Raw genomic sequence first — 20714 nt, 5'->3', positions numbered from 1 at the left:
CGTGCCTATCCGGTTGACGCATACACCCACTAGATGTAGTTCGGCGGTGGTCTTCGATCGAATGAGGCGTTGCGGCGATGGACGTTCTCGACCGCGCGGGGCTGGCGTTTCCGAAATCGCTCCCCGAATTCCAGCAGCTTTTTCCGGATGACGCAGCGTGCGCCAGCTATCTCGAAAAGGCCCGCTGGGCCGAGGGTTTCACCTGCCCTCATTGCGGGGAAGTCGGCGAACCGTTTCGCATCGCCACGCGGCCGGCCATCCTGACTTGCCGCAAGTGCCGCCGCCAGACGGGGTTGACGGCAGGGACCGTCATGGAGCGCTCGCACACGCCGCTGAGCGCATGGTTCTGGGCCGCTTATCTCGTCGCCAGCCAGACGAACGGCATGTCCGCCGTGCAGTTCCAACGCCAGCTCGGGCTCTCGCGTTACGAGACCGCCTTCGGCCTTCTGCACAAGCTCCGCGCCGCAATGGTGCGGCCCAACCAGGACAGGATCGGTGGTCGGCCCGGCCAACATGTCGAAGTCGACGAGACATGGATCGGCGGACGCACGCGCGGCGAGGGCCGTGGCGTGCATCACAAAGTCCTCGTCGCATGCGCCGTCGAGGTGCGCCATCGCAAGCCGGGGACCACGCAGGACGCGCGGAAGGATGGACGCTACGCCGGGCGTGTCCGGCTTGCTGTCGTGTCCGACCGGAGCGCCGAACAGCTCTGCGGCTTCGTCGAAAGCGCCGTCGCGCCGGGAACGCTCACGGTGACAGACGATTGGAGCGCCTACGCCAGCCTGCGGAAGCGCGGCTACGACCATCACGCCATCGCCGAATGCGGCGACCCGGACGTCGCCGAAGAGTTTCTGCCGATCATCCATCTCGTCTTCTCGAACTTGAAGACCTGGCTCAGCGGCACTCATCACGGCGTCAGCGCGAAGCATCTGCAAGCCTACCTCAACGAGTTCACATTCCGTTTCAACCGGCGCTTCTACCCCTTCAACGCCTTCCGCTCGTTGCTCGGGATCGCCGGCGAAGTCGACGCGCCGACATTCGATGCGCTTTATTCAGGAGAGTGGCAGCACCCTACATCTAGCGGGTGTATGCCTTAACCGGATAGGCACGCAACAAACTCCCCGGCAAATACCTCCTCTACGTCGCGAGCGACCAGCTCGACACGGTCGTCCGCCCGAATCATTACGCCTGCTCGGCGCATTCCTTCCCGATCGAAGCTGCGGCCGGCTTCAAGGGGTCCGTTCGAGGCACGCTCGCGAACCTAGTCGAAAACGTGGAAGAAGTGGGCGGCCCAGTGCCGCTCGACCAGCTCCGCGCTCGCGGTGCCCGCGGGCTGATCGTCGTGCGCGCCGAAAACCTCGACGGTCGGCTGCGAGTCGAGCCTGGCTTCTGGTCTTCCAATATGGCGACAGAGGTGCGGATCACTGCCACAGCGACGGTAGACGGAACCGCCGGCCGCCTCTTCGGCTCGACTTTCGAAGGCCTCGGCAAGGGAGACGCGGGATCAGGATTCGCGTGCGAGGGTGGCGCAGCGTCTATGCGCGAGAGCGCGGAAAGGGCACTGAAAGAGGTCGTCCGGAAGATCGGCGAAGGGATCGCAAATTCCGAGCGCGTTCGGTCTGGAAGGACGTCTTGAAGCGACGGCCGCGGATGAGATTAGGGCCCCCTCAGGGTACGAAGCAGATCCCAACGTGTGCGAGGATAGCGACGTGGCGCAACCATCATCGACACATGAACGCTTCAACACCGCCATCGCGGCGACTGCTCTGCTCGTCTCGGGTGCATCAGCTTTTTTCACGTGGACGAGCAATCAAGCAAAGCGGGATGCTTTGAGCACGGTCGTTCGACCTGTCGACTGCCGAACTGAATACCACGGTGGCACAGAGTCCGGAGATATCGGTCTTTGCTGGGGAGTGACGCTTGCTAACGATAGCGAAAATCGGCTGTCGATCGTCGATGCGAGGGTTTTAGACATTCAGAGCGGACGAACGGTCTTGATCGGCGGGTTTCAGAACTTCGAGGCTGGAGGCGGCGTTCCCCTGGGGCTGCCGATCATCCTCGATGGAGGGGAAGCCAAAGAGATTTTCGTCCGCGGAGCAGTGATGGTGCCGCCAGCCGTGGCCCGTGTGATCAGTCAGATGCCGGAATATCAAAATCACACGCTCGACAAAATCCCATTGGCTTCGGTCCAACGGGCATTGGCGATGGCCAATCTCGACTTCCTGGGAAATAGGGTCGAGCCGACCATAATTAATGGAAAATACTCTGGATTCTCGATCTCACCCCCCGTAAAGGGGGTGGTGGATGTGCTCACTTTGACGACCGGCCGGGGCGCAACATTCAGCGTCCGCATGACGTACCCTCCCGAATTCGACCGTCAGCCGGCGAGAGGTCGGCACTGAGGAGATGGTCCTCACCGCCATGATCGTTGTCATTACCCCCGACGAAAGGTTGTCCCGGTTTCACGATCCAATGCCGGTCATCCTCGCGCTTACGGATTAGGAGGCTTTTGGCTGACGTCCAGCAACCGGCACCCGAGGGCCACGCTGCAGGCATGAATGGTTTCGCCGCGCGTGAATCGCTCGAGCATTGGGGATATGACCCAGTGCTAACGGCTCCGGTCAGCCGCAGATAACAGTCGCGAGCCCGTTTTGGGTATAAGTAGGCCCGATAGCAAATCAACCCCGTGGTCACCTCGATGACGCAGCGGATCCTGACATCGACATAATTCATGAGGTCGCAGCGATGGAAGTGCGTAAGGAACTTCAGCTAAATCCGGTTGGAGATGAAGTGTTGGCTCTTACGGCCGTTGTTAGGCCTATATTGAGTGGAGTTCTTTATGGCCTGAAGCACGAGATCGCAGCGGAAGCTGGCGGATTTGAAAATATAAAGCTCAAAATGCTTCCGCGTTTATATCGTCCAGGAGATGGAGATGTAGGTATATGCTTCGAGTACGCCGTCCATGATGCGATGAACAATGGCGATTCTAGGGTGTTAGAGAGAATTAGCGATGCGATTAAACTTTGCCGAATCAAAACGCTTGCGCCAAGATCAATACTCTTTGGCATTGAGAAAACTGGCGCCATCCAACTCATCGATACGGCTAAAAATATTTTAACGGATGAATCCCGTGTGCTGGCCGGCATTCAAGGTCAGCCTGCCAAATTGCGACCGCGCCTGAATATACTGGCTGCGGCATTCAAGAGGCCGACATCGAGGCTCGCGCTACCTTGGTCTATCAGAGGCCTCTGGAAAGCGGACCTTTTCGTCGGATCGATCAATAGCCAGCAATGGGTTGGCACGTCAGTCAAAATCAATCCGGCGCAACTAGAAGGGGCCGCCGGTCTGCGCATCGGTATCGTCCCTATCCGGGCAGGACGAACGGACAAAATTCGCCTCGATGAAGGGAAGAAGCTCGTCATCTGTCCGCTTCACCATGATCAAGACTTTATGCAGATATTTTATGAGGGATGGAGAATTGTGCAGGCATTTATTGAAGCAGATGCCCAGGTTCCGAAGGAGGTATACTTACCAAGACCGATCGACCGCGAGGTATGCAAAATATTGATGGAAAGACGTGATTTTCCAGTTGTTGACGTGGTTGACGCACTCAGAATATTTAGTCAACCTGAATTGCTTGAGACAGCAACTGATACGGTTGCGTTAGAGGACCTAGCTGGCGACCCGACGATATCTACGATGGTAGCGCCGATATCGCGCCTCGCAGATTGAGAGGCACGTTCATTGAAAGTATTCGACGAATGGAGCCGATTTGCGTAGGCGCACGCACTGCGCACCCCATAAAGCGAACAGCGCGCGAACGCCCGCCAGGAAGAGAACTTGCGATGCGTTGAAAACCATAGCCGTCCATTACCGCACCGCCGCTCATAACGGTCTGGTTACAGGTTTGAGTTCTGCCCGACCATCGCCGCAGTCATGGCAGCAAGGCAGTCCCTCGCTCCTAAGATCAGGTCCGAAGGTCGATCACCCGGACAGTCGGGGAACAAATTCCACGGGTTTTCCACGGGGCGAGCGGTCATGTTCCGGCGTCGTTCTGCGCCGAGGTGCGCAGATCACCAGAAGGCCGCTTTCAGGACACCAAGAAAATCAGCTTCTTAATGGTGGACGGCACAGGGATTGAACCGGTGACCCCCTCACGTGTGAAGGGAGCGCTCTCGCGTCTCACCCCGCCGGCCGCCGCCGGGCTTTCGTCGGGGCTCGGAGCCGAGGCGCGGAATCCCGCGAAAAGTCCCGCGCGTCGTCCAACGGCGCAACGCATCTACATGTTTTTGTATTGGGAATTTGTCTTCAGTTACGGGGCTTGGGAAGCTGTCGTTCTGCCACTGAACTACGCCCGCGAACCGCCTTGAAGAGCGCTAATCCTATAGGGTTTTTCTGTCCTGTGGGCAAGGTCCGGCGTTTTCGGGTCCGGCGATTTCTCCTCCGGTGGACAATGATGGCCCGCCCGATCGCCGATCCGGCGAGAATTCCGCCAGGATCAGCCGCGCGGCCTCCGCGGCGCCCGCCTCCGCCCCCGCCGACAAAGGCGCGCCCGGCGCGAAGCTCTCCCCCTCGATCGCGAACAGAACGCAAACCGGGGGAAGCCCGCCGAGCGCGCGGCCGAGGCCGATCGCCTCGGCGAGGCCGAAGCCATGGCTCGACCAGCCGACATCGGCGCAGAGCGGCGCCGGCTCGCTGTCGAGATCGAAGCGGCGCACCGTGCCTGGCGGCGCGCCGGAAAAAGATGCGTCGACGATGATCGCGGCTCGCGCGCCCTCGAGCGCCGCGAGGATGCGCGTCGCCTCTCCGTCGCATTCGACGCGCTCGAGCGGCGCCAGAGAGCCGAGCAGAACGCCGACGCGGCGCCCGATGGCGTCGTCGCCGCGATCTGGATTGCCGACGCACAAAAGGATGCGACGACCGATCGAATCCGCCATCTCAGCCCCGATCGATATGGAGCCGCAGAAAATGCGTCGAGCAGGAAATGCAGGGATCGTGATTGCGCACCGTCTGCTCGCAGCGATGGCGCAGCTCCTCCTCCGGCAGATCGAGAAAGCCGCCGACGAGGCTCTTCAGATCCTCCTCGATCATCCCCTGATTCTGCGAGGTCGGCGGCGTGATGACCGCCTCGGCGATCGCGCCGTCGGCCTCGAGGCGGTAGCGATGATAGAGCATGCCGCGCGGCGCCTCCGTCGCGGCGAAGCCGACGCCGGCGCGAGGCTCGATCGCGACGAAGGGCGCGTCCGGCTCCTCATAGCGCGCGATGATGCGCAGCGCCTCGTCCAGTGCATAGACGGTCTCGACCGCGCGCACGATGATGCTGCGATAGGGATTGGCGCAAGCCGGCCCGAGCCCGGCCTCACGCGCCGCCTGCTGCGCGAGCGGCGACAAAGACGCGAAATTCAGCGCATAGCGCGCGAGCGGGCCGGTGAGATAGGCCTCGCCGCCATGACGCATGCGCGCATGCAGCGCGGTGGAGCGCTCGACATGGAATTCCTCGAAATGCGCGTCGAACGCGCTCGCCGCGATATCGAGCCCGCGGCTCGACACGATGCGTCCCTCGTTGAACGGATATTCGTCCTGGTGGCGCAGCGACACGAAGACATAGTCACGCGCGCAATCGGGGAAGTCGAATCCGGCGACGAAGCGCACGACGTCCAGCGCCTGCTCGAGCGCGCGCTCGAGCCGCTCCGCGAGCGCATGCAGCTCACGCTTGCGCGGCGCGCGATAAAAGCCCCCGACGCGCACATTGATCGGATGAATCTCGCGCCCGCCGACGAGCGTCATGATCTCATTGCCGGCCTTTTTGATGGCGAGGCCGCGCCGCACGACGTCGCCATGGTCGCGCGCCATCTCGACGCCGCCGGCATAGCCGAGAAAATCCGGCATATGCAGCATATGCACATGCAGCATATGGCTCTCGATCCATTCGCCGCAATAGAGCAGACGCCGCAGATCGCGCAGCGGCCCGGTCACGCGGACGCCGAGCGCATCCTCCATCGCATGCACGGCGCTCATCTGATAGGCGACCGGACAAATGCCGCAGATGCGCGCTGCTATGTCCGGCGCCTCGGAATAGGCGCGCCCGCGGATCAACGCCTCGAAGAAGCGCGGCGGCTCGAAAATGTTCAGCGCCGCGCTCTTCATCACGCCATCGCGCACGACGATCTCGAGCCCGCCTTCGCCCTCGACCCGCGCCAGCGCGCCGACCGAAATGGTTCTAGTCGTCATGCCGCTCGCTCTCCTCGCGGAACGCATCGGCGTCGGCGTTGAACGTGCGATAGACGCGGCGCAGCGCCTCCTCGTCCATGCCGAGCGCCGAGAGCCGCGCGCTCAGCGAAGGCGCATTGGGCGTCTCCATGGGACCGAAGCAGCCGTAGCAGCCGCGATCGTAAGACGGACACAGCGCACCGCAGCCCGCATGCGTGACGGGCCCGAGGCACGGCGTCCCATGCGCCACCATAACGCAGACATTGCCCTTCAGCTTGCATTGCAGGCAGACGCTATGCGCCGGCGTCGCGGGCTTGCGGCCGGCGAGAAAGGACGAGATCACCTCGATCAGCTGGCCCTTGTCGATCGGACAGCCGCGCAGCTCGAAATCGACCGTCACATGATCGGCGATCGGCGTCGACGTCGCGAGCGTATGGATATAATCCGGCCGCGCATAGACGATGGACGCATAGTCGCGCACATCGGCGAAATTGCGCAAAGCCTGTATGCCGCCGGCCGTCGCGCAGGCGCCGATGACGACGAGCGCGCGCGAGCGTCGCCGCACCTCCTGAATGCGCTCTGCGTCATGCGGCGTGGTGATGGAGCCTTCGACGAGCGAGAGATCGTAACGCCCGCGGATCGGCGCGCGCGTCGCCTCGGGAAAATAGGCGATGTCGAGCGCCTGCGCCACGGCGAGCAGATCGTCCTCGCAATCGAGCAGGCTGAGCTGGCAGCCGTCGCAGGAGGCGAATTTCCACACGGCGAGGCGCGGCGCGTGATGTTGCGCGCTCATCGTCAGATTTCCTTCTTCGCGAGCAGACCGCGCAATTGCGAATAGGGGAACACCGGTCCGTCGCGGCAGATGAACACCGGCCCGAATTGGCAATGGCCGCACCAGCCGATCGCGCATTTCATATTGCGCTCCATGGAGAGATAGACGCGCTCTGGCGGGACGCCCATCTGGAGGAACGCATTGGCGACGAAGCGCATCATGATCTCCGGCCCGCAGAGCATGGCGAGCGCGCGCGACGGATCGAAGCGCGCGCGAGAGATCAGCGATGTGACGACGCCGACATTGCCGCGCCAGTCGCCGCGCGCATGATCGACCGTCGCCTCCACCTCGACGTCGAGACGGCCGCGCCATTGCTCGAGCTCGTCGCGAAAGAGCATATCCTGCGGGCTGCGCGCGCCGAAGAGCAGCACGATGCGGCCATATTTCTCGCGCTCGGCGAACAGGCGATAGAGCGCCGGCCGCAGCGGCGCGAGGCCGAGGCCGCCGGCGACGACGATAACGTCGCGGCCTTCCGCCTCCTGCATCGGCCAGCCGCGCCCGAAGGGTCCGCGCAGGCCGATCGGCTCGCCCGGATGCAATTCGGTGAGCGCGCGCGACACGGCGCCGACGGCGCGGATCGTATGAATGAGACGCGCGCTGTCCGCCGGATCGCCGCTGACGCTGATCGCCGCCTCGCCGACGCCGAAGGCTGTGAGCATGTTGAACTGCCCCGGCGCGAAATCGAAAGCGCCGCCGTCGATTTCCAACGTCACGACATCGGCGATCTCGCGCCTTCGCTTCACGATGCGCGCGACGCGCGGAATCATGGGCGAAATTAGGGGATCGGCGCTGCTCGCCGCGGAAAATGCGTCAGTCATGGGCGCCATAAATGTCGATCATCTGCATTCGCGCGGCCTGCAATCGCTCGACCAGCGGCGGCATGAAGCGTTTCATCATCTCATAGCCCAGCCGCGGATCGGCCTCGCTCTTGCGGCGCAGGCAGGCCGCGTCGACGGCGATGGCGCGGACGAGATCGATCGCGCGCGCGTCATAGGTCCAGCGATAGGGCGGCACGAGCCAGGAGAGGCCGCAGAGCTCGCCTTCATGCAGCGTCTGCACGGTCACGGCGCCGCGCGCGGGATCGCGCAGCTCTACGGCCACGCGTCCATTGCGCAGCAGATAGAACCAATCGGCGCCATCGCCTTCGTGGAAGAGATATCGTCCCGGATCGAAGCGCGCATTCTTGGCGCAGCCGGAAACAAGTCGAACGAAGCCAGCATCCATTCCGGCGAAAAACCGATGCTCTTCAACGATATGCTCGATGGTCTCGATCATGTCGCGCCTTTCTGCGCGTCGGTCTCGCGAATGGCGCGCGCCTCCTCGGTGAGGTCTATGCCGACAGGACACCAGACGATGCAGCGTCCGCAGCCGACGCAGCCCGAGCTTCCGAACTGGTCGTGCCAGGTGGAGAGCTTATGCGTCATCCATTGGCGATAGCGCGATTTCACGCTTTGCCGCACGCTGCCGCCGTGAATATAGGAGAAATCCAGCGTGAAGCAGGAATCCCAGCGCCGCGAGCGCGCGCTTTCGACGCCGGCGAGATCGCTGGCGTCCTCGACGCTCGTGCAAAAGCACGTCGGGCAGACCATTGTGCAATTGGTGCAGGCGAGGCAGCGCGCGGCGACATCGTCCCAGCGCGGATGGTCGAGATTGCGCGCGAGCAGCTCGCGCACATCGCCTGCCTCCAGGCTGCGGCCCATATTGGCCGCCGTCCCAGCGAGGATCGCCTCGGCGTTCGCGATTTCGTCGATGGTCGCGGCGCGATGCGGCAGCGTGTCGAGCAGCGCCCTGCCCGCCTCCGTCCCCGCCTCGACGAGGAAAAAGCGGCTGGCGACGATCTCGGTCAGCGCGAGATCGAAACCCATCGTCGCCTTCGGGCCCGTATCCATCGAGACGCAGAAGCAGGCGCCGCCGGCGACGCCGCAATTCACCGCGACGATGAAAACCTGCTCGCGCCGCGCCTGATAATGCGAGTCGACATAGGCGCCGCCGAGGAAGACACGGTCCTGAATGGCGATGGCGTGCAGCTCGCAGGAGCGCGCGCCGATGAAAGCGAATTTCTCTTCGCGATCGGGCTCGGCCTCGACGCGCAATTCGTCGCCCTCGCGCCGCGCGCTCCACAGGCGCAGCACGGGCGGATGCAGCAGCTTCTTCCAGGATTGCGGCCCGACGACATAGCCGAACAGCGCCTCGTCGTTGCGACGCGTGAGGCGATAATGGCCGCCATCCTGCTCGTCGCCGACGCCGCGCGGAAGATCGTCCAAAGTCGCGATCTCGTCATAGACGATCGCCGCATCGCGCACGGTGGGGCCGATGAGCGAATAGCCCTGCCCACGCAAAGCCTCGAGCAAGGCCTCGAGGCCTGCGGCGTCGATGATGGAATGGGCCTCGGCCATGCCTTCGTCCATTTCACGACATCTAGCGTTCGAGATCGGCTCCGCATCTCACCGCGAGACCTGACGCGACGTGATCGCTTCGCCTTGACCGCCGACTATCTTGTCTCATCGAACTATTGCAGTTTCTCGACGAAAAGCGAGGCGACGCTCTGTCGCGCTCACGGCGCCTTGAAATGTTTGGAGAGCTTCAGCTCCTGGCCCTGGTAATTGGAGACCCCGCTTTGGCCGTAGAGAATCGTCGGCTCGGCGGCCATGGGCTCGTAGACGAGCCTGCCGATCACCTGCCCGTCTTCTAAAATAAAGGGCACGTCATGGCTGCGCACCTCCAGCACGGCGCGGCTGCCCGGCCGCCCGGCCTCGCCATAGCCGAAGCCCGGATCGAAAAAGCCGGCGTAATGGACGCGGAACTCGCCCATGGCGGGGTCGATCGCCATCATCTCGGCCGAGAGATGCGAGGGGATGCGAATGCGCTCGCGCGAGGCGAGAATGTAGAACTCGTTCGGATCGAGGATGAGCTTGCGGCCGCGCCGCGGAGTGAGCCGCTCCCAATAGTCCTCGACGGCGTAATGATCGACGCGATCGACGTCGATCACATCCGTATGCTTCTGCGCGCGAAAGCCGACGACGTCGCCGAGCCCGTCGAGCGCGACGCGCAGGATCAGGCCATCACGCAAGGTCAGCTCTCCGTCGGCGAGCGGCGCGCGCCCGTGCTCCGCCGTGAGCGCCGCGTCGGAGAGGGTCAGCTCAGCCTTCAGATCGCGGCGGCGAAGGCGCAGCTGATCGAGGCGCGAGCCCTGCCGCGCGCGCACGCTGAAGCTGCGCGGCGAGACCTCCGCGTAGAGCCGCCCGCGGTAGCCGGCCGCCACATGGTCGAAGATTTCCGTGTCGTCGGTGATGAGGCGGGTGAAAATATCGAGCCGGCCGGTCGAGCTCTTGGGGTTGGCGACGCCGGAAATATCTGGCGGCAAATCGAGGCTCTCCAGGAGCGGGATCACATAGACGCAGCCGCGCTCGAGCACGGAGCCCACGCCGTCCAAATCGATCTCGTCATAGGTCAGCTCGGCCAGCAGCGCCTCGACGCTGCGGCGCTTGCCGGGCAGAAAGCTCGCCCGCACGCGATACGCCTTGGGCCCGAGGCGCAGGTCAAGGCTCGCCGGCTGGTGCTGGCCGTCCTCGATCGGCCGCGTCGCGCGAATCGCGCCCGCTGCCGCCAATTCGCGAATCTGCTCGCAGGACAGCACGCCGTAAGCGGCGGCGGCGGCGGTCGGCGCGGGCGCCATCGGGTCTCCATCGGGTTCGTGCTTTCGCCGCGGGACATTACACGTCGCGCGTCTCGGTGGAGAGAGAAAACCACAAAGGCGCCGAGGGCGCCAAGGTCGCTGTCGAGATCGACTGGCGAGGTCGAGTGGAGGTTGACTTGGCCGCGTCCTTCGGCGCATTCTGTTTAACGAACACGTGGTTCTTTGAGCCGGCCGGCTTGCCGCCACGAAAAATAAAGGCGCTAAAAGGCCGGGTTTCCTCGTGAAATCCGCTTTTTTTGCCGCAGTGGCGCGTCTCTCGCGCCGCACGGGGAGACGAAAATTGAGCGACGACAAGAAGAAGCTGCGTCCCGCCACAGAGCTCGTGCATGGCGGGGGGCTGCGCTCCCAATTCGGCGAGCTATCCGAGGCGATGTTCCTCACGCAGAGCTTCGCCTATCCGACGATGGAGGCCGCCGAGGCGCGCTTCAAGGGCGAGGCGCCGGGCTTCATCTATTCGCGCTTCTCCAATCCGACCGTGGCGATGTTCGAGCAGCGCATGTGCCTGCTCGAGGGCGCCGAGGCGGCGCGCGCCACGGCGAGCGGCATGGCCGCCGTCACCGCCGCCCTGCTCGCGCAGCTTCGCGCCGGCGACCATATCGTCGCGGCGCGGGCGCTGTTCGGCTCCTGCCTCTATGTGGTGGAAGACCTGCTGCCGCGCTTCGGCGTCGCCTCGACGCTGGTCGACGGGTCCGATCTCGCGGCTTGGAAGGCCGCCGTCCGCGAGGAGACCAAGCTCTTCTTCCTCGAGAGCCCGACCAATCCCGGCCTCGAAATCTATGACATTCGCGCCATCGCCGACATCGCCCATGAGGCGGGCGCGCGGCTCGTCGTCGACAATGTCTTCGCGACGCCGCTGCTGCAAAAACCCTTCGAGCTGGGCGCAGATGTCGTCGTCTATTCGGCGACGAAGCATATCGACGGCCAGGGCCGCTGCCTCGGCGGCGTCATTCTGGCCTCGCAGGCGCTGATCGAGGAGAATATCCACAATTTCCTGCGCCAGACCGGCCCGGCGCTGTCGCCCTTCAACGCCTGGACCATGCTGAAGGCGCTGGAGACGCTGCCGCTGCGCGTCGCGCAGCAGACGGCGAGCGCCGCGAAAATCGCCGATTTCCTCGCCGAGCAGAAGGGGATAGCCCGCGTGCTCTACCCCTTCCGCGCCGATCATCCACAGGCGGCGCTGGCGCGGCGGCAGATGTCGGGCGGGGGCACGCTGGTGACATTCGATGTCGAGGGCGGCAAGGCCGCGGCCTTCCGCCTCGCCAACGCGCTGGAGATCGTCAAGATTTCCAATAATCTCGGCGACGCCAAGAGCCTCGTCACCCATCCGGCGACGACGACGCATCAGCGGTTGACGCCGGAGGCGCGGGCGCGCATCGGCGTCGGCGACGGGCTGCTGCGTCTCTCGGTCGGGCTCGAGGACGCCGACGATCTCATCGACGATCTGGCGCGCGGCCTCGCCGCCGCGCGCGGCTGAGGCTCCGTCAGGAGCCGAATTGGCCGAATTTGGCGCGACGCTCGAGGTCGATCAAACGGCCGCTGCGCCGCGCCGCCACAATGGGCTGCGGCAGCGGCTCTTTCGCCGCCTCGCTCTGCGGCAGCAGCGGGACGACGATCGCGCCGCGCGTCTCGAACACGCCGAAGGCGCGACGCTCGCCGGCGAGAGTCCGCAGAAAGTCACGAAAGAACGCGCCGACCCCGGCGCGACTGCTCATCGAAAATCGAAACACTTTTCCCCTCCCCGCGCCGCATTTTGCGCCGCATCAACTTTTTCGAAACGATTGCCGGGCCCGCGCGCGATACGGGCGGTCGGCGTCGGTCTGAAAGTCAGATGGAGAGAGGCGGCGCCCGCGCCCGCCGCGCGTGATCGGGCCGGAACACCTCGACACGGGGGAGAGTCGCCGCCCATTCGGCAAAGGCCCAGTCCGGCGAAGCGACGCCCGCGATCTCGGGATGCGCCGCCGGCGGAGCCGCTCCGCCGCAGCACAGAGCGCAGAGATCGCAGAGCCGAGGCCCCGCCTCGTCATGGCCCGCCGGCGTGGCCGAGGTCGCGCCGAAGACAGTCGCGCCCAAGACAGTGGACACAGTCGTGGATGAGACAGTCGCGGCCGAGACATCGGCGAGAGTCGCGCAAATCTGCCCCGGACCGAGCGAGGACTGGACGAGCCCTGCCGTCGCCGGCGCAATGGCCTGAACGGCCAACGCCAACGAAAACAGCAATATGCTGGCCAGACTCCGCATGAATGCTCCTGCCTGCGACGGGGCGAGAGTCTGTCGTAGTTCACCCCGCGAGGCAAGAGACCGAGTGGCGGGGAATGTGATGCGCCGCAGCATCCGCTCCCCGCCGCTTGTTCGATCGCGACGCGACCAATCGCGTCGCTCGGACGGAAGGCGCGCTATTTCGCGCCGAGCTTCACATCGGAGAACATGCCGGCCGCCGGGCCGCCGAAGTCGTATTTCAGACCGAGGAAATAGGTGCGCTGCGGATAGGGGTTCGGATTGACGTAATATTTCCAGCGGCCGATGTTGTCGACGCCGGCGTTGAGCGTCCATTCCTTGGTGAGCTTGTAGGTCGCCTTGGCGTCGAAGACGAGATATTCGCTGTCGACGCTGCCGTAATTGTCGTGATTGAAGTCGTTGTTGTTGAGGCTGACGAAGGCGCCCGTCGCATAGCGCACGCCCGCCGCGACGGAGAACTCCTCGGTCGGCGCATAGGAGACGACGCCGCGGATGCGGATGCGCGGAATGCGCGGATATTGCATCCCCTGCACCCAGGGCTGCTGATAGTCGGACACCACCTTGGCGTCGGTGAAGGTCACGCTGCCGTTGAAGTCGAGCCCCTGCCAGACGACGTCCTTCAGCACGACGGCGGCTTCGACGCCGCGGAAGACGGCCTTGCCGACGTTGGAGTTCTGCGACACGCCTATGCCGGTGGAGTAGTCGGTCTGCGAGACGATCGCGCCCCAACGATTGTCCAAGAACAGCGAGATGCGCGGCCGCGCCTGGCCGATGAGGCCGTCGAACACATTTTCGGTCACATATTCGCCGGTCAGATCATAGGAGGTGCCGCTCTCCGGCTGCAACGTCGGATTGCTGATCGAGGTCGAATTGGGCCCGGAGATGTTCTGGAACAGCTCGAGCACTGTGGGGAAGCGATAGTAGCGTCCGATCGAGCCGCGCAGCGTGAAATCGGGGAACAGCTGATATTCGATCGCCGCCTTGGGCGAGAAGGCCGATTTCGCGACGGCGGGCAGCGTCGGCGGCGTGACCAGCACGGGCGGATAGCCGGCGAAGCTCGACGCATAATTCTGGCCGAGCGTGTTGTTGACGCCGCCGAAGGCGCTCCAGAATTCCTCGCGCCCGCCCAAGGTCACCTTCCACTGCGGCGCGATCCACCAGACGTCTTGCAGATAGAGCGCTTTGGTCTCTGTCTTGCCGAGATTTATCGCCTGAATGGAGTTGTAGTAATTGTCGGTGAAGACATTGGTGTTGGTCTGCGTCTGCGCCAGCGAATAAATGTCCCAATGCGCGCCGACCGAGACCTCGTGCTTGCCGAGATCGGTCCATTCGGGACGCCATATCCCGCGAATGTCGAATGTGTGCCAGAAGCTGCCGGTCTGATTGACGTTCGACCCCCTCGGATTGATCGAATAGGAGGTTCCCGCGGCGTTGGGCAGCAGGCCATAGGCTTTGGCCGTATTGTTGTAGTCGCGCAGAAAATTATAGGACGTGCCCGAGACGTCGAAGTCGAAGACGCCCTTGGTGTCGGACTTCAAAGAGAGCGCCTGCATCAGATGCGAGGCGTTGCCATGGCTCGGATTGACGGTGAAGGGGAAGACCGCATTTCCGATCTGCACATTGCCGTTCTGCGTATTGTAGATCGGCACGCCGTTCTTGTCGGTGATGTAGGTGGTCGGATAGGTGTTGTCGATCAGCGACCAGAAACCGAGCTGATAGGTCGCATGGACCTTCGGCAATAGCTCATAGTCGAGCTTTATCTTCGCCATATGCTGCTCGGAATGGTCGGCCTGATTGGCGCCGCCGACGAAGCGCGGATTGCCGGCCTGATCGGTGTCGGCATAGCCGCCGAGGATCGGCGTGCCCGAGCCCGATTTGACATTGCCGCCCGGGAAGGTCTGCGACTGGCCCTGAGCGTCGAGCCGGTCGTAGCTCGCCCAGAAGGAGAAATCATTGATCTTGTCGCCGACGAGAAAATTCATGTCGCCGGCGAGATTGGTCTCCTTCGAGCCATAGAGTGAATAGGGCTGCAGACCGGCGTTGCCGGAGAAATGCGCCTCGAACTGCTCCGGCATGCGCGTCGTGATGGTCATGACGCCGCCCAGCGAGTTGCCGGGGTAGAGGGCCGAGAACGGGCCGTAGATCAGGTCGATACGGTCAATCTCTCCGGGCGACACCATGCCCCAGCGCGGCGCCGTGCTGAAGCTGTTGCCGAACAGGTTCGAGATCAGCATATTGTCGGCGTAGACGAGATTCTGCGCGCCGGCGATCGGCGAGTTCACGCGCGTCTGCAATATGCCGTTGCGGTCGCCGATGAAGCGCTCGCGCACCAGCACGCTCGGCAGATATTTCATCGTCTCGGCGGTCGTCATGACATTGACCGTGCGATCGATGTCGGCGCGCGTGACGCTCTCCACCACGGCGGGAATATTGTCGGGAATCGCGCGGCGGACAGGCGCTTCGGGCCCGCGCCCGGAACCTTGTCCCTGCCCGGCATTTTGATCTCCCGCGATGTCGATCGAGGGCAGAGCCTCTTGCGCGCGCGCCGAGCCGACGGCGAGAGAAAAGACCAGCGCGCAGGCGGAGACGCCGCGCAGCAAATGGAAACGATCGTTCATTCTGGACCTCCTGCGCCTTCGGGCGGGCGCTTCTCGTTCGGTCGCGGCCGACGGCTCTCGAGGGCCAGCGCGACTATTCTCGACGATGATGGGTGTTCGACAGGGGGGATTGTCCGGCGACGCTGACCGCGTCGCGACGGAATCGCCTCGAAGGCTCGCGCCGCCGACCTCTGGCCGCAGCGTCAGGTAAAGGCGGGAGGCGCGCGGGCTCTGTGCGCATGGGCGACGCCGAAGCCGAAGCCGATCGTCGCGCCGGACGCCCATTCCGCCGCGGCGACGCCGCGCGGGCTCGGGGAGTGGGCCGCCCCGGAATAAGGAAGGAAAGGCGAAAATTCGCCGAGGCAGAGCTGGCAGGCGAGGCAGGCGCCGGCGTCCCTATGGCCGCCGATCGGCGCGCGTCGATCGCTGGAGCCGCCGATCGCCTCGCAATAGGCCGAGTCGCCGCGGCCATGCGCGCCAGCCGGCGGCGCGCCGAACGCATAGACGGCCGTCAGCGCCTGAATCGCCAGGGCGAAGGCCGCCAATAGGCTGCGGAGAGAAAATCGACGCATCGCCACCAGTTCGTCGCTCGGGAAGTTTTCCCTATGCCGAAGCTACGCGTCGGCGGCGACGCGGGCAATCGAGCGCACGCGCGATTGAAAGGCTTTTCCTTGACCCGTGTCAATTATGTCACAGATTTTGCTACACGGAGGCGGGCCGGCGCCTGCTTTTACAGCAAGCGCCGGCGCAATCCACATTCACCTTCGACGCGCCGCGTCCTAGAGTAGGCCCCATGTATATATCTGTCACACGCGACATTCAGGTCACCGCGCTGCCCGACTTCCTGCCCGAGCAGTCGGACCCCGCCAACGATCGTTTCGTCTGGTCCTATACGATCGAGATCGCCAATCTCGGCAAAGAACGTGTCCAATTGCTGTCACGCCATTGGATCATCATCGACGCCTATGGGCGTCGGGAAGAAGTGAAAGGGCCCGGAGTCGTGGGCGAGCAGCCGGTTCTCGAGCCCGGCGAGACGTTCCGCTACGCCTCTGGCTGTCCGCTCTCGACGCCCTCGGGACTGATGAAGGGAAGCTATACGATGATCACCCCCCACGGCGAGACCTTCGACATAGAAGTGCCGGCCTTCTCGCTGGACAGCCCGCTCTCCAAGCCGACTCTCAACTGAGCCGGCCACATGGCGCAGCGGGACATGTCGACCATCGAGCGCGCGATCGAGCTGACCGGCCGGCTCGTCGCTTTCGACACCGAGAGCTCCAAGTCCAATCTGGCGCTCATCGACTTCGTCGAATCCTATTTGCGTGAGCAGGGCGTGCCTTTTATCCGGGCGCCCAACGCAAAAGGAGACAAAGCGGCGCTGTTCGCGACGATCGGCCCGCCGATAGAAGGCGGCGTCGTGCTCTCCGGCCATACGGATGTGGTTCCGGTCACGGGGCAGAGCTGGGCCGCCGATCCTTTCACTCTGCGCCGCGAGGGCGATCGGCTGCTCGGTCGCGGCGCCGTCGACATGAAGGGCTTCGCCGGCGTCTGCCTGGCGATGATTCCGGAGTTCAAGGCGGCCGGGCTCGCGCGCCCGATCCACATCTTCCTGAGCTATGACGAGGAGACCACCTGCCTCGGGCCGCTCGATCTGCTGGGACGCCTCGGCCACGACCTGCCGCGGCCGGCGGCCGCCGTCATCGGCGAGCCGACCTCCATGCAGGTCGCCGACGCGCATAAGAGCGTGACGACCTTCGTCACCACGGTGCGTGGCTTCGAGATCCATTCCGCCAATCTGCATCGCGGCGTCAGCGCCGTGCATACGGCTCTGCTGCTCGGCGCGGAACTGCTGCGAATCGGGGAGGAGCTGGTCGCGGCGGGCGACCCCACCGGCCGCTTCGACCCGCCCTACTCGACCCTGCATATCGGCGTGATCGAGGGCGGGACGGCGCGCAATATCGTCGCCAAGGATTGCGCGTTCCACTGGGAGATTCGCGGCGTGCCAGGGACGAACGCCGAGAAAATCGTCGAGGAGCGGCTCGCCGCCTATTCCGCGGAGCTGACCGAGCGTTATTTCGCGCCCTTTCCCGGAACCGGGATCGAGACGCGGATGGAGGTCGAGGTTCCGGGCCTCGCGCCGCAGCCGGGCTCGCCGGCGGAGACGCTGGCGCTACGGCTGGCGCGCGCCAATCGCACCATCGCCGTGCCCTATGCCTCCGAGGCCGGACATTTCCAGCAGACAGGCATTCCGAGCGTGATCTGCGGCCCGGGCCGCATCGACGAGGCGCATCAGCCGGACGAATATATCGAAGTGGCCGAGCTCGCCGCCTGCGTCGACTTCATGCGCGGCCTCGCCCGCGAGCTCGGCGCCTGACGGCGCCGAGCGGGATTGGCCCTCAGTAGCAGGCCCAGACCCAATAGCCGGCCCAACGCCAGCACGGCCCGACCCCGTAGCCATACCAACGCCCATGCCAAAAGCGACCGCGTCCGCCGTAGCCCGGCCCGCCGCGCCAGCCCGGACCGCCATGCCAGCCGCCGCCACCGCCGTGCCAGCCGCCGCCGCCGCCGTGCCAGCCGCCGCCGCCGCCGTGCCAACCGCCGCCGCCGCCATGGCCGCCGCCGCCATGGCCGCCGCCGCCATAATGCTGAGCAAACGCCTCGGACGGCAGCGCGAGCGCGGCGCCCAGAGCGACGACGAGCGATAATTTGTGCAACATCGGATTTCTCCTCACCTTCGCTGTGAAGCGCGCAGAGCCTCTCCGCCCCGATGCTTCCGAGAAGCGACTTAATCCCCCGCCGAGGCCGCCGGCTGTGAGTTGTCGCACAGACCTCGCCCAATTCCTATCGCCCTAGGCGAAGCGACGCGACGCCTGCCGCCATTGATTTCGGAATGGGGCCGGCTATAGTCCGCGCCCGTTGCAAGGCGGCTTCCTGCCGGCACGAAGGCGCGCGCGCCGATTCCAAGAGATCGAACATGAAATTGATCCAGACCGCCCAAGCCCAGACCGCCCAAGCCCAGACCGACGCCCCCGCGGCGACGCCTCCCGCTCCGCCCGTCCCCGCCGCTCCTCCGCTTCCCGCGGCCCCCATGGCCCCGCCGGTTCCGCCCAGCGCCACGGTGCAGGCGGCACCGGAGACGAGCGCGCCCCCGGTGGCGCCGGCTCCCGACATGATCACGCAGATCGTCCCGCTGCTGTTCGTCACTCTGATCGTCTATTTCATCGTGCTGCGGCCGCAGGCGCGCCGCACGAAGGAGCAGAAGGACTCGCTCAAGAATGTGCGGCGCGGCGACACCGTCGTCACCAGCGGCGGGCTGATCGGCAAGGTGACCAAGACGGTCGACGACGCCGAGGTCGAGGTCGAGATCGCCCAGAACATTCGCGTGCGCGTGCTGCGCCAGGCCATTACCGAGGTGCGCGCCAAGGGCGAGCCGGTGAAGGATCAGGCCGCCTCGCGCTAAAACGAGCGACGCGCCGACGCCCCCATCCCCTCCCGGCCGCCGATCCCCGGCGCCGGGCCCCTCTGGACCGCCTCACAGGACCGACGATCCATGCTGCGCTTCGCCACCTGGAAGATCATCGCGATTCTGGCGCTGACGCTCGCCGCCGTTCTCGTCGTCGTCCCGAGCATGCTCGCGCCGGCGAGCTTGAAGTCGCTGTCCGCCGCCCTCCCCTCCTGGGCGCAGCCGCGCACCATCGTGCTCGGCCTCGACCTTCAGGGCGGCTCCTATGTCATGCTCGAGGTGGACAAGGCCTCGGTGCTTCACACGCAGGTCACCAATCTGCGCGACGACGTCCGCCGCATCCTGCGCGAGGAGAAGGTCGCCATCACCGGCGGCATTGGCGCACAGGCGCGCGGCGTGCAGCTGCGCATCCCGGACGCCGCCGACCGCGCCAAGGTGCTGCCGAAATTCCGCAATCTGATCCATAGTTTCGCCGGCGCCAAAATCGGCGGCTCGGCGCCGCTGGAGGTGCGCGATTCGGGCGACGGACTGGTCCAGATCGTCGTCACCGACTCCGGCGTGACCGACAAGGTCCGCCACGCCGTCGACCAGTCGATCGAGGTCATCCGCCGCCGCGTCGACGCGCTCGGCACGCGCGAGCCCAGCATTCAGCGCGAGGGCGACGACCGCATCATCGTGCAGGTGCCCGGCCTCCAGGACCCCGAGCAGCTCAAGACCATTCTCGGCCAGACCGCCAAGCTGGAGTTCCGCCTCGTCGCCGAGCCGGGCCAGAGCCAGTCCGAGCTCGAGGAGCTCGACCAGGTCGACCAGCAGGGCAAGATCGCCATCGAGAAGCAGATCATGGTGCAGGGCGAGGATCTGACCGACGCCCAGCCGGGTTTCGACCAGCAGCGCGGCGGCGAGCCGGTGGTCAATTTCCGCTTCAACATTCGCGGCGCGCAGAAATTCGGCGAAGTGACCTCCAAGAATGTCGGCCGGCTGTTCGCCATCGTGCTCGACAATAAGGTGATCTCGGCGCCGCGCATCCTGCAGCCGATCACCGGCGGCTCCGGCCAGATTTCCGGCCATTTCACGGTCGAGCAGGCCAATAATCTGTCGATCCTGCTGCGCGCCGGCGCCCTGCCCGCCAAGCTCGACATCATCGAGGAGCGTACCGTCGGCCCCGGCCTCGGCCAGGATTCGATCGACGCCGGCAAGCGCGCGGCCTATGTCGGCGCCGGCCTCGTCGTCGTCTATATGCTCATCACCTATGGCGTGTTCGGAATCTTCGCCAATCTGGCGCTGTTCGTCCATATCGCCTTTATTTTCGCCGGCCTCGTGCTGCTCGGCTCGACGCTGACGCTGCCCGGCATCGCCGGAATCGTGCTGACGATCGGCATGGCGGTCGACTCCAACGTGCTGATCTATGAGCGTATTCGCGAGGAGCAGCATGGCGGGCGCTCGATCCTCGCCTCGCTGGACGCGGGCTTCAACCGCGCCTTTGCGACCATCGTCGACTCCAATGTCACAATGTTCGTCGCGGCGGCGATCCTCTATTTCTTGGGGTCGGGCCCGGTGCGCGGCTTCGCCGTTTCGCTCGCGCTCGGCATTCTGACGACCATCGTCACCGCGGTCACCATGACGCGGATGATGATCGCGGTCTGGTATCATTTCGCGCGCCCGACGCGCCTGCCGATCTGAGGG

At 64.7% G+C, this 20714-nt stretch carries 20 protein-coding genes and 1 riboswitch; of the genes, 8 read left to right on the top strand and 12 right to left on the bottom strand.

Annotation, left to right across the window (positions count from 1 at the left end):
- Window positions 1-77 precede the first annotated feature (77 nt).
- From VIF40_RS13240 to VIF40_RS13230, 3 genes are all read left to right on the top strand, one after another.
- Entirely contained in the window at window positions 78-1097 is a 1020-nt protein-coding gene (locus VIF40_RS13240; RefSeq protein WP_331937975.1) for an IS1595 family transposase, read from the top strand.
- Between the two features lie 612 nt (window positions 1098-1709).
- Window positions 1710-2402, top strand: coding sequence for a hypothetical protein (locus VIF40_RS13235; RefSeq protein ID WP_331937974.1), 693 nt, complete (start codon window positions 1710-1712; stop codon window positions 2400-2402).
- Between the two features lie 343 nt (window positions 2403-2745).
- Complete coding sequence (locus tag VIF40_RS13230) at window positions 2746-3732, top strand: hypothetical protein (protein ID WP_331937973.1); 987 nt, start codon at window positions 2746-2748, stop codon at window positions 3730-3732.
- Between the two features lie 650 nt (window positions 3733-4382).
- Here VIF40_RS13230 and VIF40_RS13225 read toward each other — a convergent pair.
- From VIF40_RS13225 to VIF40_RS13195, 7 genes are all read right to left on the bottom strand, one after another.
- On the bottom strand, window positions 4383-4937 hold the full coding sequence (locus tag VIF40_RS13225; RefSeq protein WP_331937972.1) for a hydrogenase maturation protease: 555 nt from the start codon (window positions 4935-4937) through the stop codon (window positions 4383-4385).
- Window position 4938: 1 nt separating this feature from the next.
- Window positions 4939-6231, bottom strand: coding sequence for a Ni/Fe hydrogenase subunit alpha (locus VIF40_RS13220; RefSeq protein WP_331937971.1), 1293 nt, complete (start codon window positions 6229-6231; stop codon window positions 4939-4941).
- Window positions 6221-7003 (bottom strand): oxidoreductase, encoded by a 783-nt coding sequence (locus tag VIF40_RS13215; protein ID WP_331937970.1) that lies wholly within the window; start codon window positions 7001-7003, stop codon window positions 6221-6223. The genes VIF40_RS13220 and VIF40_RS13215 overlap by 11 nt, the downstream gene beginning before the upstream one ends.
- Window positions 7004-7005: 2 nt before the next feature.
- Window positions 7006-7860: an FAD/NAD(P)-binding protein gene (locus VIF40_RS13210; protein WP_331937969.1), complete on the bottom strand. Its 855-nt coding sequence runs from the start codon at window positions 7858-7860 to the stop codon at window positions 7006-7008.
- Window positions 7853-8317 carry a cyclic nucleotide-binding domain-containing protein gene (locus VIF40_RS13205; protein ID WP_331937968.1) on the bottom strand — a complete coding sequence of 155 codons (465 nt, stop codon included), beginning with the start codon at window positions 8315-8317 and terminating at the stop codon, window positions 7853-7855. The genes VIF40_RS13210 and VIF40_RS13205 overlap by 8 nt, the downstream gene beginning before the upstream one ends.
- On the bottom strand, window positions 8314-9438 hold the full coding sequence (locus tag VIF40_RS13200; RefSeq protein ID WP_331937967.1) for a 4Fe-4S dicluster domain-containing protein: 1125 nt from the start codon (window positions 9436-9438) through the stop codon (window positions 8314-8316). The genes VIF40_RS13205 and VIF40_RS13200 overlap by 4 nt, the downstream gene beginning before the upstream one ends.
- A 158-nt stretch (window positions 9439-9596) precedes the next feature.
- Window positions 9597-10718 carry a 2'-deoxycytidine 5'-triphosphate deaminase gene (locus tag VIF40_RS13195; protein ID WP_331937966.1) on the bottom strand — a complete coding sequence of 374 codons (1122 nt, stop codon included), beginning with the start codon at window positions 10716-10718 and terminating at the stop codon, window positions 9597-9599.
- A gap of 165 nt (window positions 10719-10883) precedes the next feature.
- Window positions 10884-10963, top strand: a riboswitch (SAM riboswitch).
- Between the two features lie 56 nt (window positions 10964-11019).
- Here VIF40_RS13195 and VIF40_RS13190 point away from each other — a divergent pair.
- Window positions 11020-12213 carry an O-succinylhomoserine sulfhydrylase gene (locus VIF40_RS13190; RefSeq protein ID WP_331937965.1) on the top strand — a complete coding sequence of 398 codons (1194 nt, stop codon included), beginning with the start codon at window positions 11020-11022 and terminating at the stop codon, window positions 12211-12213.
- A gap of 7 nt (window positions 12214-12220) precedes the next feature.
- Here the strand turns inward: VIF40_RS13190 and VIF40_RS13185 are convergent, their stop codons facing one another.
- From VIF40_RS13185 to VIF40_RS13170, 4 genes are all read right to left on the bottom strand, one after another.
- Complete coding sequence (locus tag VIF40_RS13185; RefSeq protein ID WP_331937964.1) at window positions 12221-12451, bottom strand: hypothetical protein; 231 nt, start codon at window positions 12449-12451, stop codon at window positions 12221-12223.
- Window positions 12452-12563: 112 nt separating this feature from the next.
- Window positions 12564-12977 (bottom strand): hypothetical protein, encoded by a 414-nt coding sequence (locus VIF40_RS13180; RefSeq protein ID WP_331937963.1) that lies wholly within the window; start codon window positions 12975-12977, stop codon window positions 12564-12566.
- A gap of 155 nt (window positions 12978-13132) precedes the next feature.
- The gene (locus tag VIF40_RS13175) at window positions 13133-15592 is read right to left on the bottom strand and encodes a TonB-dependent receptor (RefSeq protein ID WP_331937962.1); all 2460 of its coding nucleotides are present in this window, start codon (window positions 15590-15592) and stop codon (window positions 13133-13135) included.
- Between the two features lie 182 nt (window positions 15593-15774).
- Window positions 15775-16143, bottom strand: coding sequence for a hypothetical protein (locus VIF40_RS13170; RefSeq protein ID WP_331937961.1), 369 nt, complete (start codon window positions 16141-16143; stop codon window positions 15775-15777).
- Between the two features lie 221 nt (window positions 16144-16364).
- On the opposite strand from VIF40_RS13170, the gene apaG reads away from it, so the two are divergent.
- Entirely contained in the window at window positions 16365-16757 is a 393-nt protein-coding gene (gene apaG, locus VIF40_RS13165; RefSeq protein ID WP_331937960.1) for a Co2+/Mg2+ efflux protein ApaG, read from the top strand.
- A gap of 24 nt (window positions 16758-16781) precedes the next feature.
- Entirely contained in the window at window positions 16782-17942 is a 1161-nt protein-coding gene (argE, locus tag VIF40_RS13160) for an acetylornithine deacetylase (protein WP_331937959.1), read from the top strand.
- Window positions 17943-17964: 22 nt separating this feature from the next.
- On the opposite strand, the gene VIF40_RS13155 is transcribed toward argE, so the two are convergent.
- Window positions 17965-18285 (bottom strand): hypothetical protein, encoded by a 321-nt coding sequence (locus VIF40_RS13155; protein ID WP_331937958.1) that lies wholly within the window; start codon window positions 18283-18285, stop codon window positions 17965-17967.
- A gap of 257 nt (window positions 18286-18542) precedes the next feature.
- Here VIF40_RS13155 and yajC point away from each other — a divergent pair, with 257 nt between their 5' ends.
- Window positions 18543-19028: a preprotein translocase subunit YajC gene (gene yajC, locus VIF40_RS21510; RefSeq protein WP_414684802.1), complete on the top strand. Its 486-nt coding sequence runs from the start codon at window positions 18543-18545 to the stop codon at window positions 19026-19028.
- Between the two features lie 90 nt (window positions 19029-19118).
- Window positions 19119-20711: a protein translocase subunit SecD gene (gene secD / locus VIF40_RS13145; protein WP_331937957.1), complete on the top strand. Its 1593-nt coding sequence runs from the start codon at window positions 19119-19121 to the stop codon at window positions 20709-20711.
- The last annotated feature ends 3 nt before the right edge of the window (window positions 20712-20714 follow it).

Source organism: Methylosinus sp., from assembly GCF_036560965.1.
Taxonomy (GTDB): domain Bacteria; phylum Pseudomonadota; class Alphaproteobacteria; order Rhizobiales; family Beijerinckiaceae; genus Methylosinus.
Note: the sequence above shows the minus strand (reverse complement) of the source record. Positions and strands in the feature narration are given on the sequence as shown.

What these genes read in the sequence shown, in the direction of transcription:
- VIF40_RS13240 (WP_331937975.1), top strand. Translation starts at nt 78, where the DNA reads ATGGACGTTCTCGACCGCGCGGGGCTGGCGTTTCCGAAATCGCTCCCC.
- VIF40_RS13230 (WP_331937973.1), top strand. Translation starts at nt 2,746, where the DNA reads ATGGAAGTGCGTAAGGAACTTCAGCTAAATCCGGTTGGAGATGAAGTG.
- VIF40_RS13225 (WP_331937972.1), bottom strand. Translation starts at nt 4,937, where the DNA reads ATGGCGGATTCGATCGGTCGTCGCATCCTTTTGTGCGTCGGCAATCCA.
- VIF40_RS13220 (WP_331937971.1), bottom strand. Translation starts at nt 6,231, where the DNA reads ATGACGACTAGAACCATTTCGGTCGGCGCGCTGGCGCGGGTCGAGGGC.
- VIF40_RS13215 (WP_331937970.1), bottom strand. Translation starts at nt 7,003, where the DNA reads ATGAGCGCGCAACATCACGCGCCGCGCCTCGCCGTGTGGAAATTCGCC.
- VIF40_RS13210 (WP_331937969.1), bottom strand. Translation starts at nt 7,860, where the DNA reads ATGACTGACGCATTTTCCGCGGCGAGCAGCGCCGATCCCCTAATTTCG.
- VIF40_RS13205 (WP_331937968.1), bottom strand. Translation starts at nt 8,317, where the DNA reads ATGATCGAGACCATCGAGCATATCGTTGAAGAGCATCGGTTTTTCGCC.
- VIF40_RS13200 (WP_331937967.1), bottom strand. Translation starts at nt 9,438, where the DNA reads ATGGCCGAGGCCCATTCCATCATCGACGCCGCAGGCCTCGAGGCCTTG.
- VIF40_RS13195 (WP_331937966.1), bottom strand. Translation starts at nt 10,718, where the DNA reads ATGGCGCCCGCGCCGACCGCCGCCGCCGCCGCTTACGGCGTGCTGTCC.
- VIF40_RS13185 (WP_331937964.1), bottom strand. Translation starts at nt 12,451, where the DNA reads ATGAGCAGTCGCGCCGGGGTCGGCGCGTTCTTTCGTGACTTTCTGCGG.
- VIF40_RS13180 (WP_331937963.1), bottom strand. Translation starts at nt 12,977, where the DNA reads ATGCGGAGTCTGGCCAGCATATTGCTGTTTTCGTTGGCGTTGGCCGTT.
- VIF40_RS13175 (WP_331937962.1), bottom strand. Translation starts at nt 15,592, where the DNA reads ATGAACGATCGTTTCCATTTGCTGCGCGGCGTCTCCGCCTGCGCGCTG.
- VIF40_RS13170 (WP_331937961.1), bottom strand. Translation starts at nt 16,143, where the DNA reads ATGCGTCGATTTTCTCTCCGCAGCCTATTGGCGGCCTTCGCCCTGGCG.
- apaG (WP_331937960.1), top strand. Translation starts at nt 16,365, where the DNA reads ATGTATATATCTGTCACACGCGACATTCAGGTCACCGCGCTGCCCGAC.
- argE (WP_331937959.1), top strand. Translation starts at nt 16,782, where the DNA reads ATGTCGACCATCGAGCGCGCGATCGAGCTGACCGGCCGGCTCGTCGCT.
- VIF40_RS13155 (WP_331937958.1), bottom strand. Translation starts at nt 18,285, where the DNA reads ATGTTGCACAAATTATCGCTCGTCGTCGCTCTGGGCGCCGCGCTCGCG.
- yajC (WP_414684802.1), top strand. Translation starts at nt 18,543, where the DNA reads ATGAAATTGATCCAGACCGCCCAAGCCCAGACCGCCCAAGCCCAGACC.
- secD (WP_331937957.1), top strand. Translation starts at nt 19,119, where the DNA reads ATGCTGCGCTTCGCCACCTGGAAGATCATCGCGATTCTGGCGCTGACG.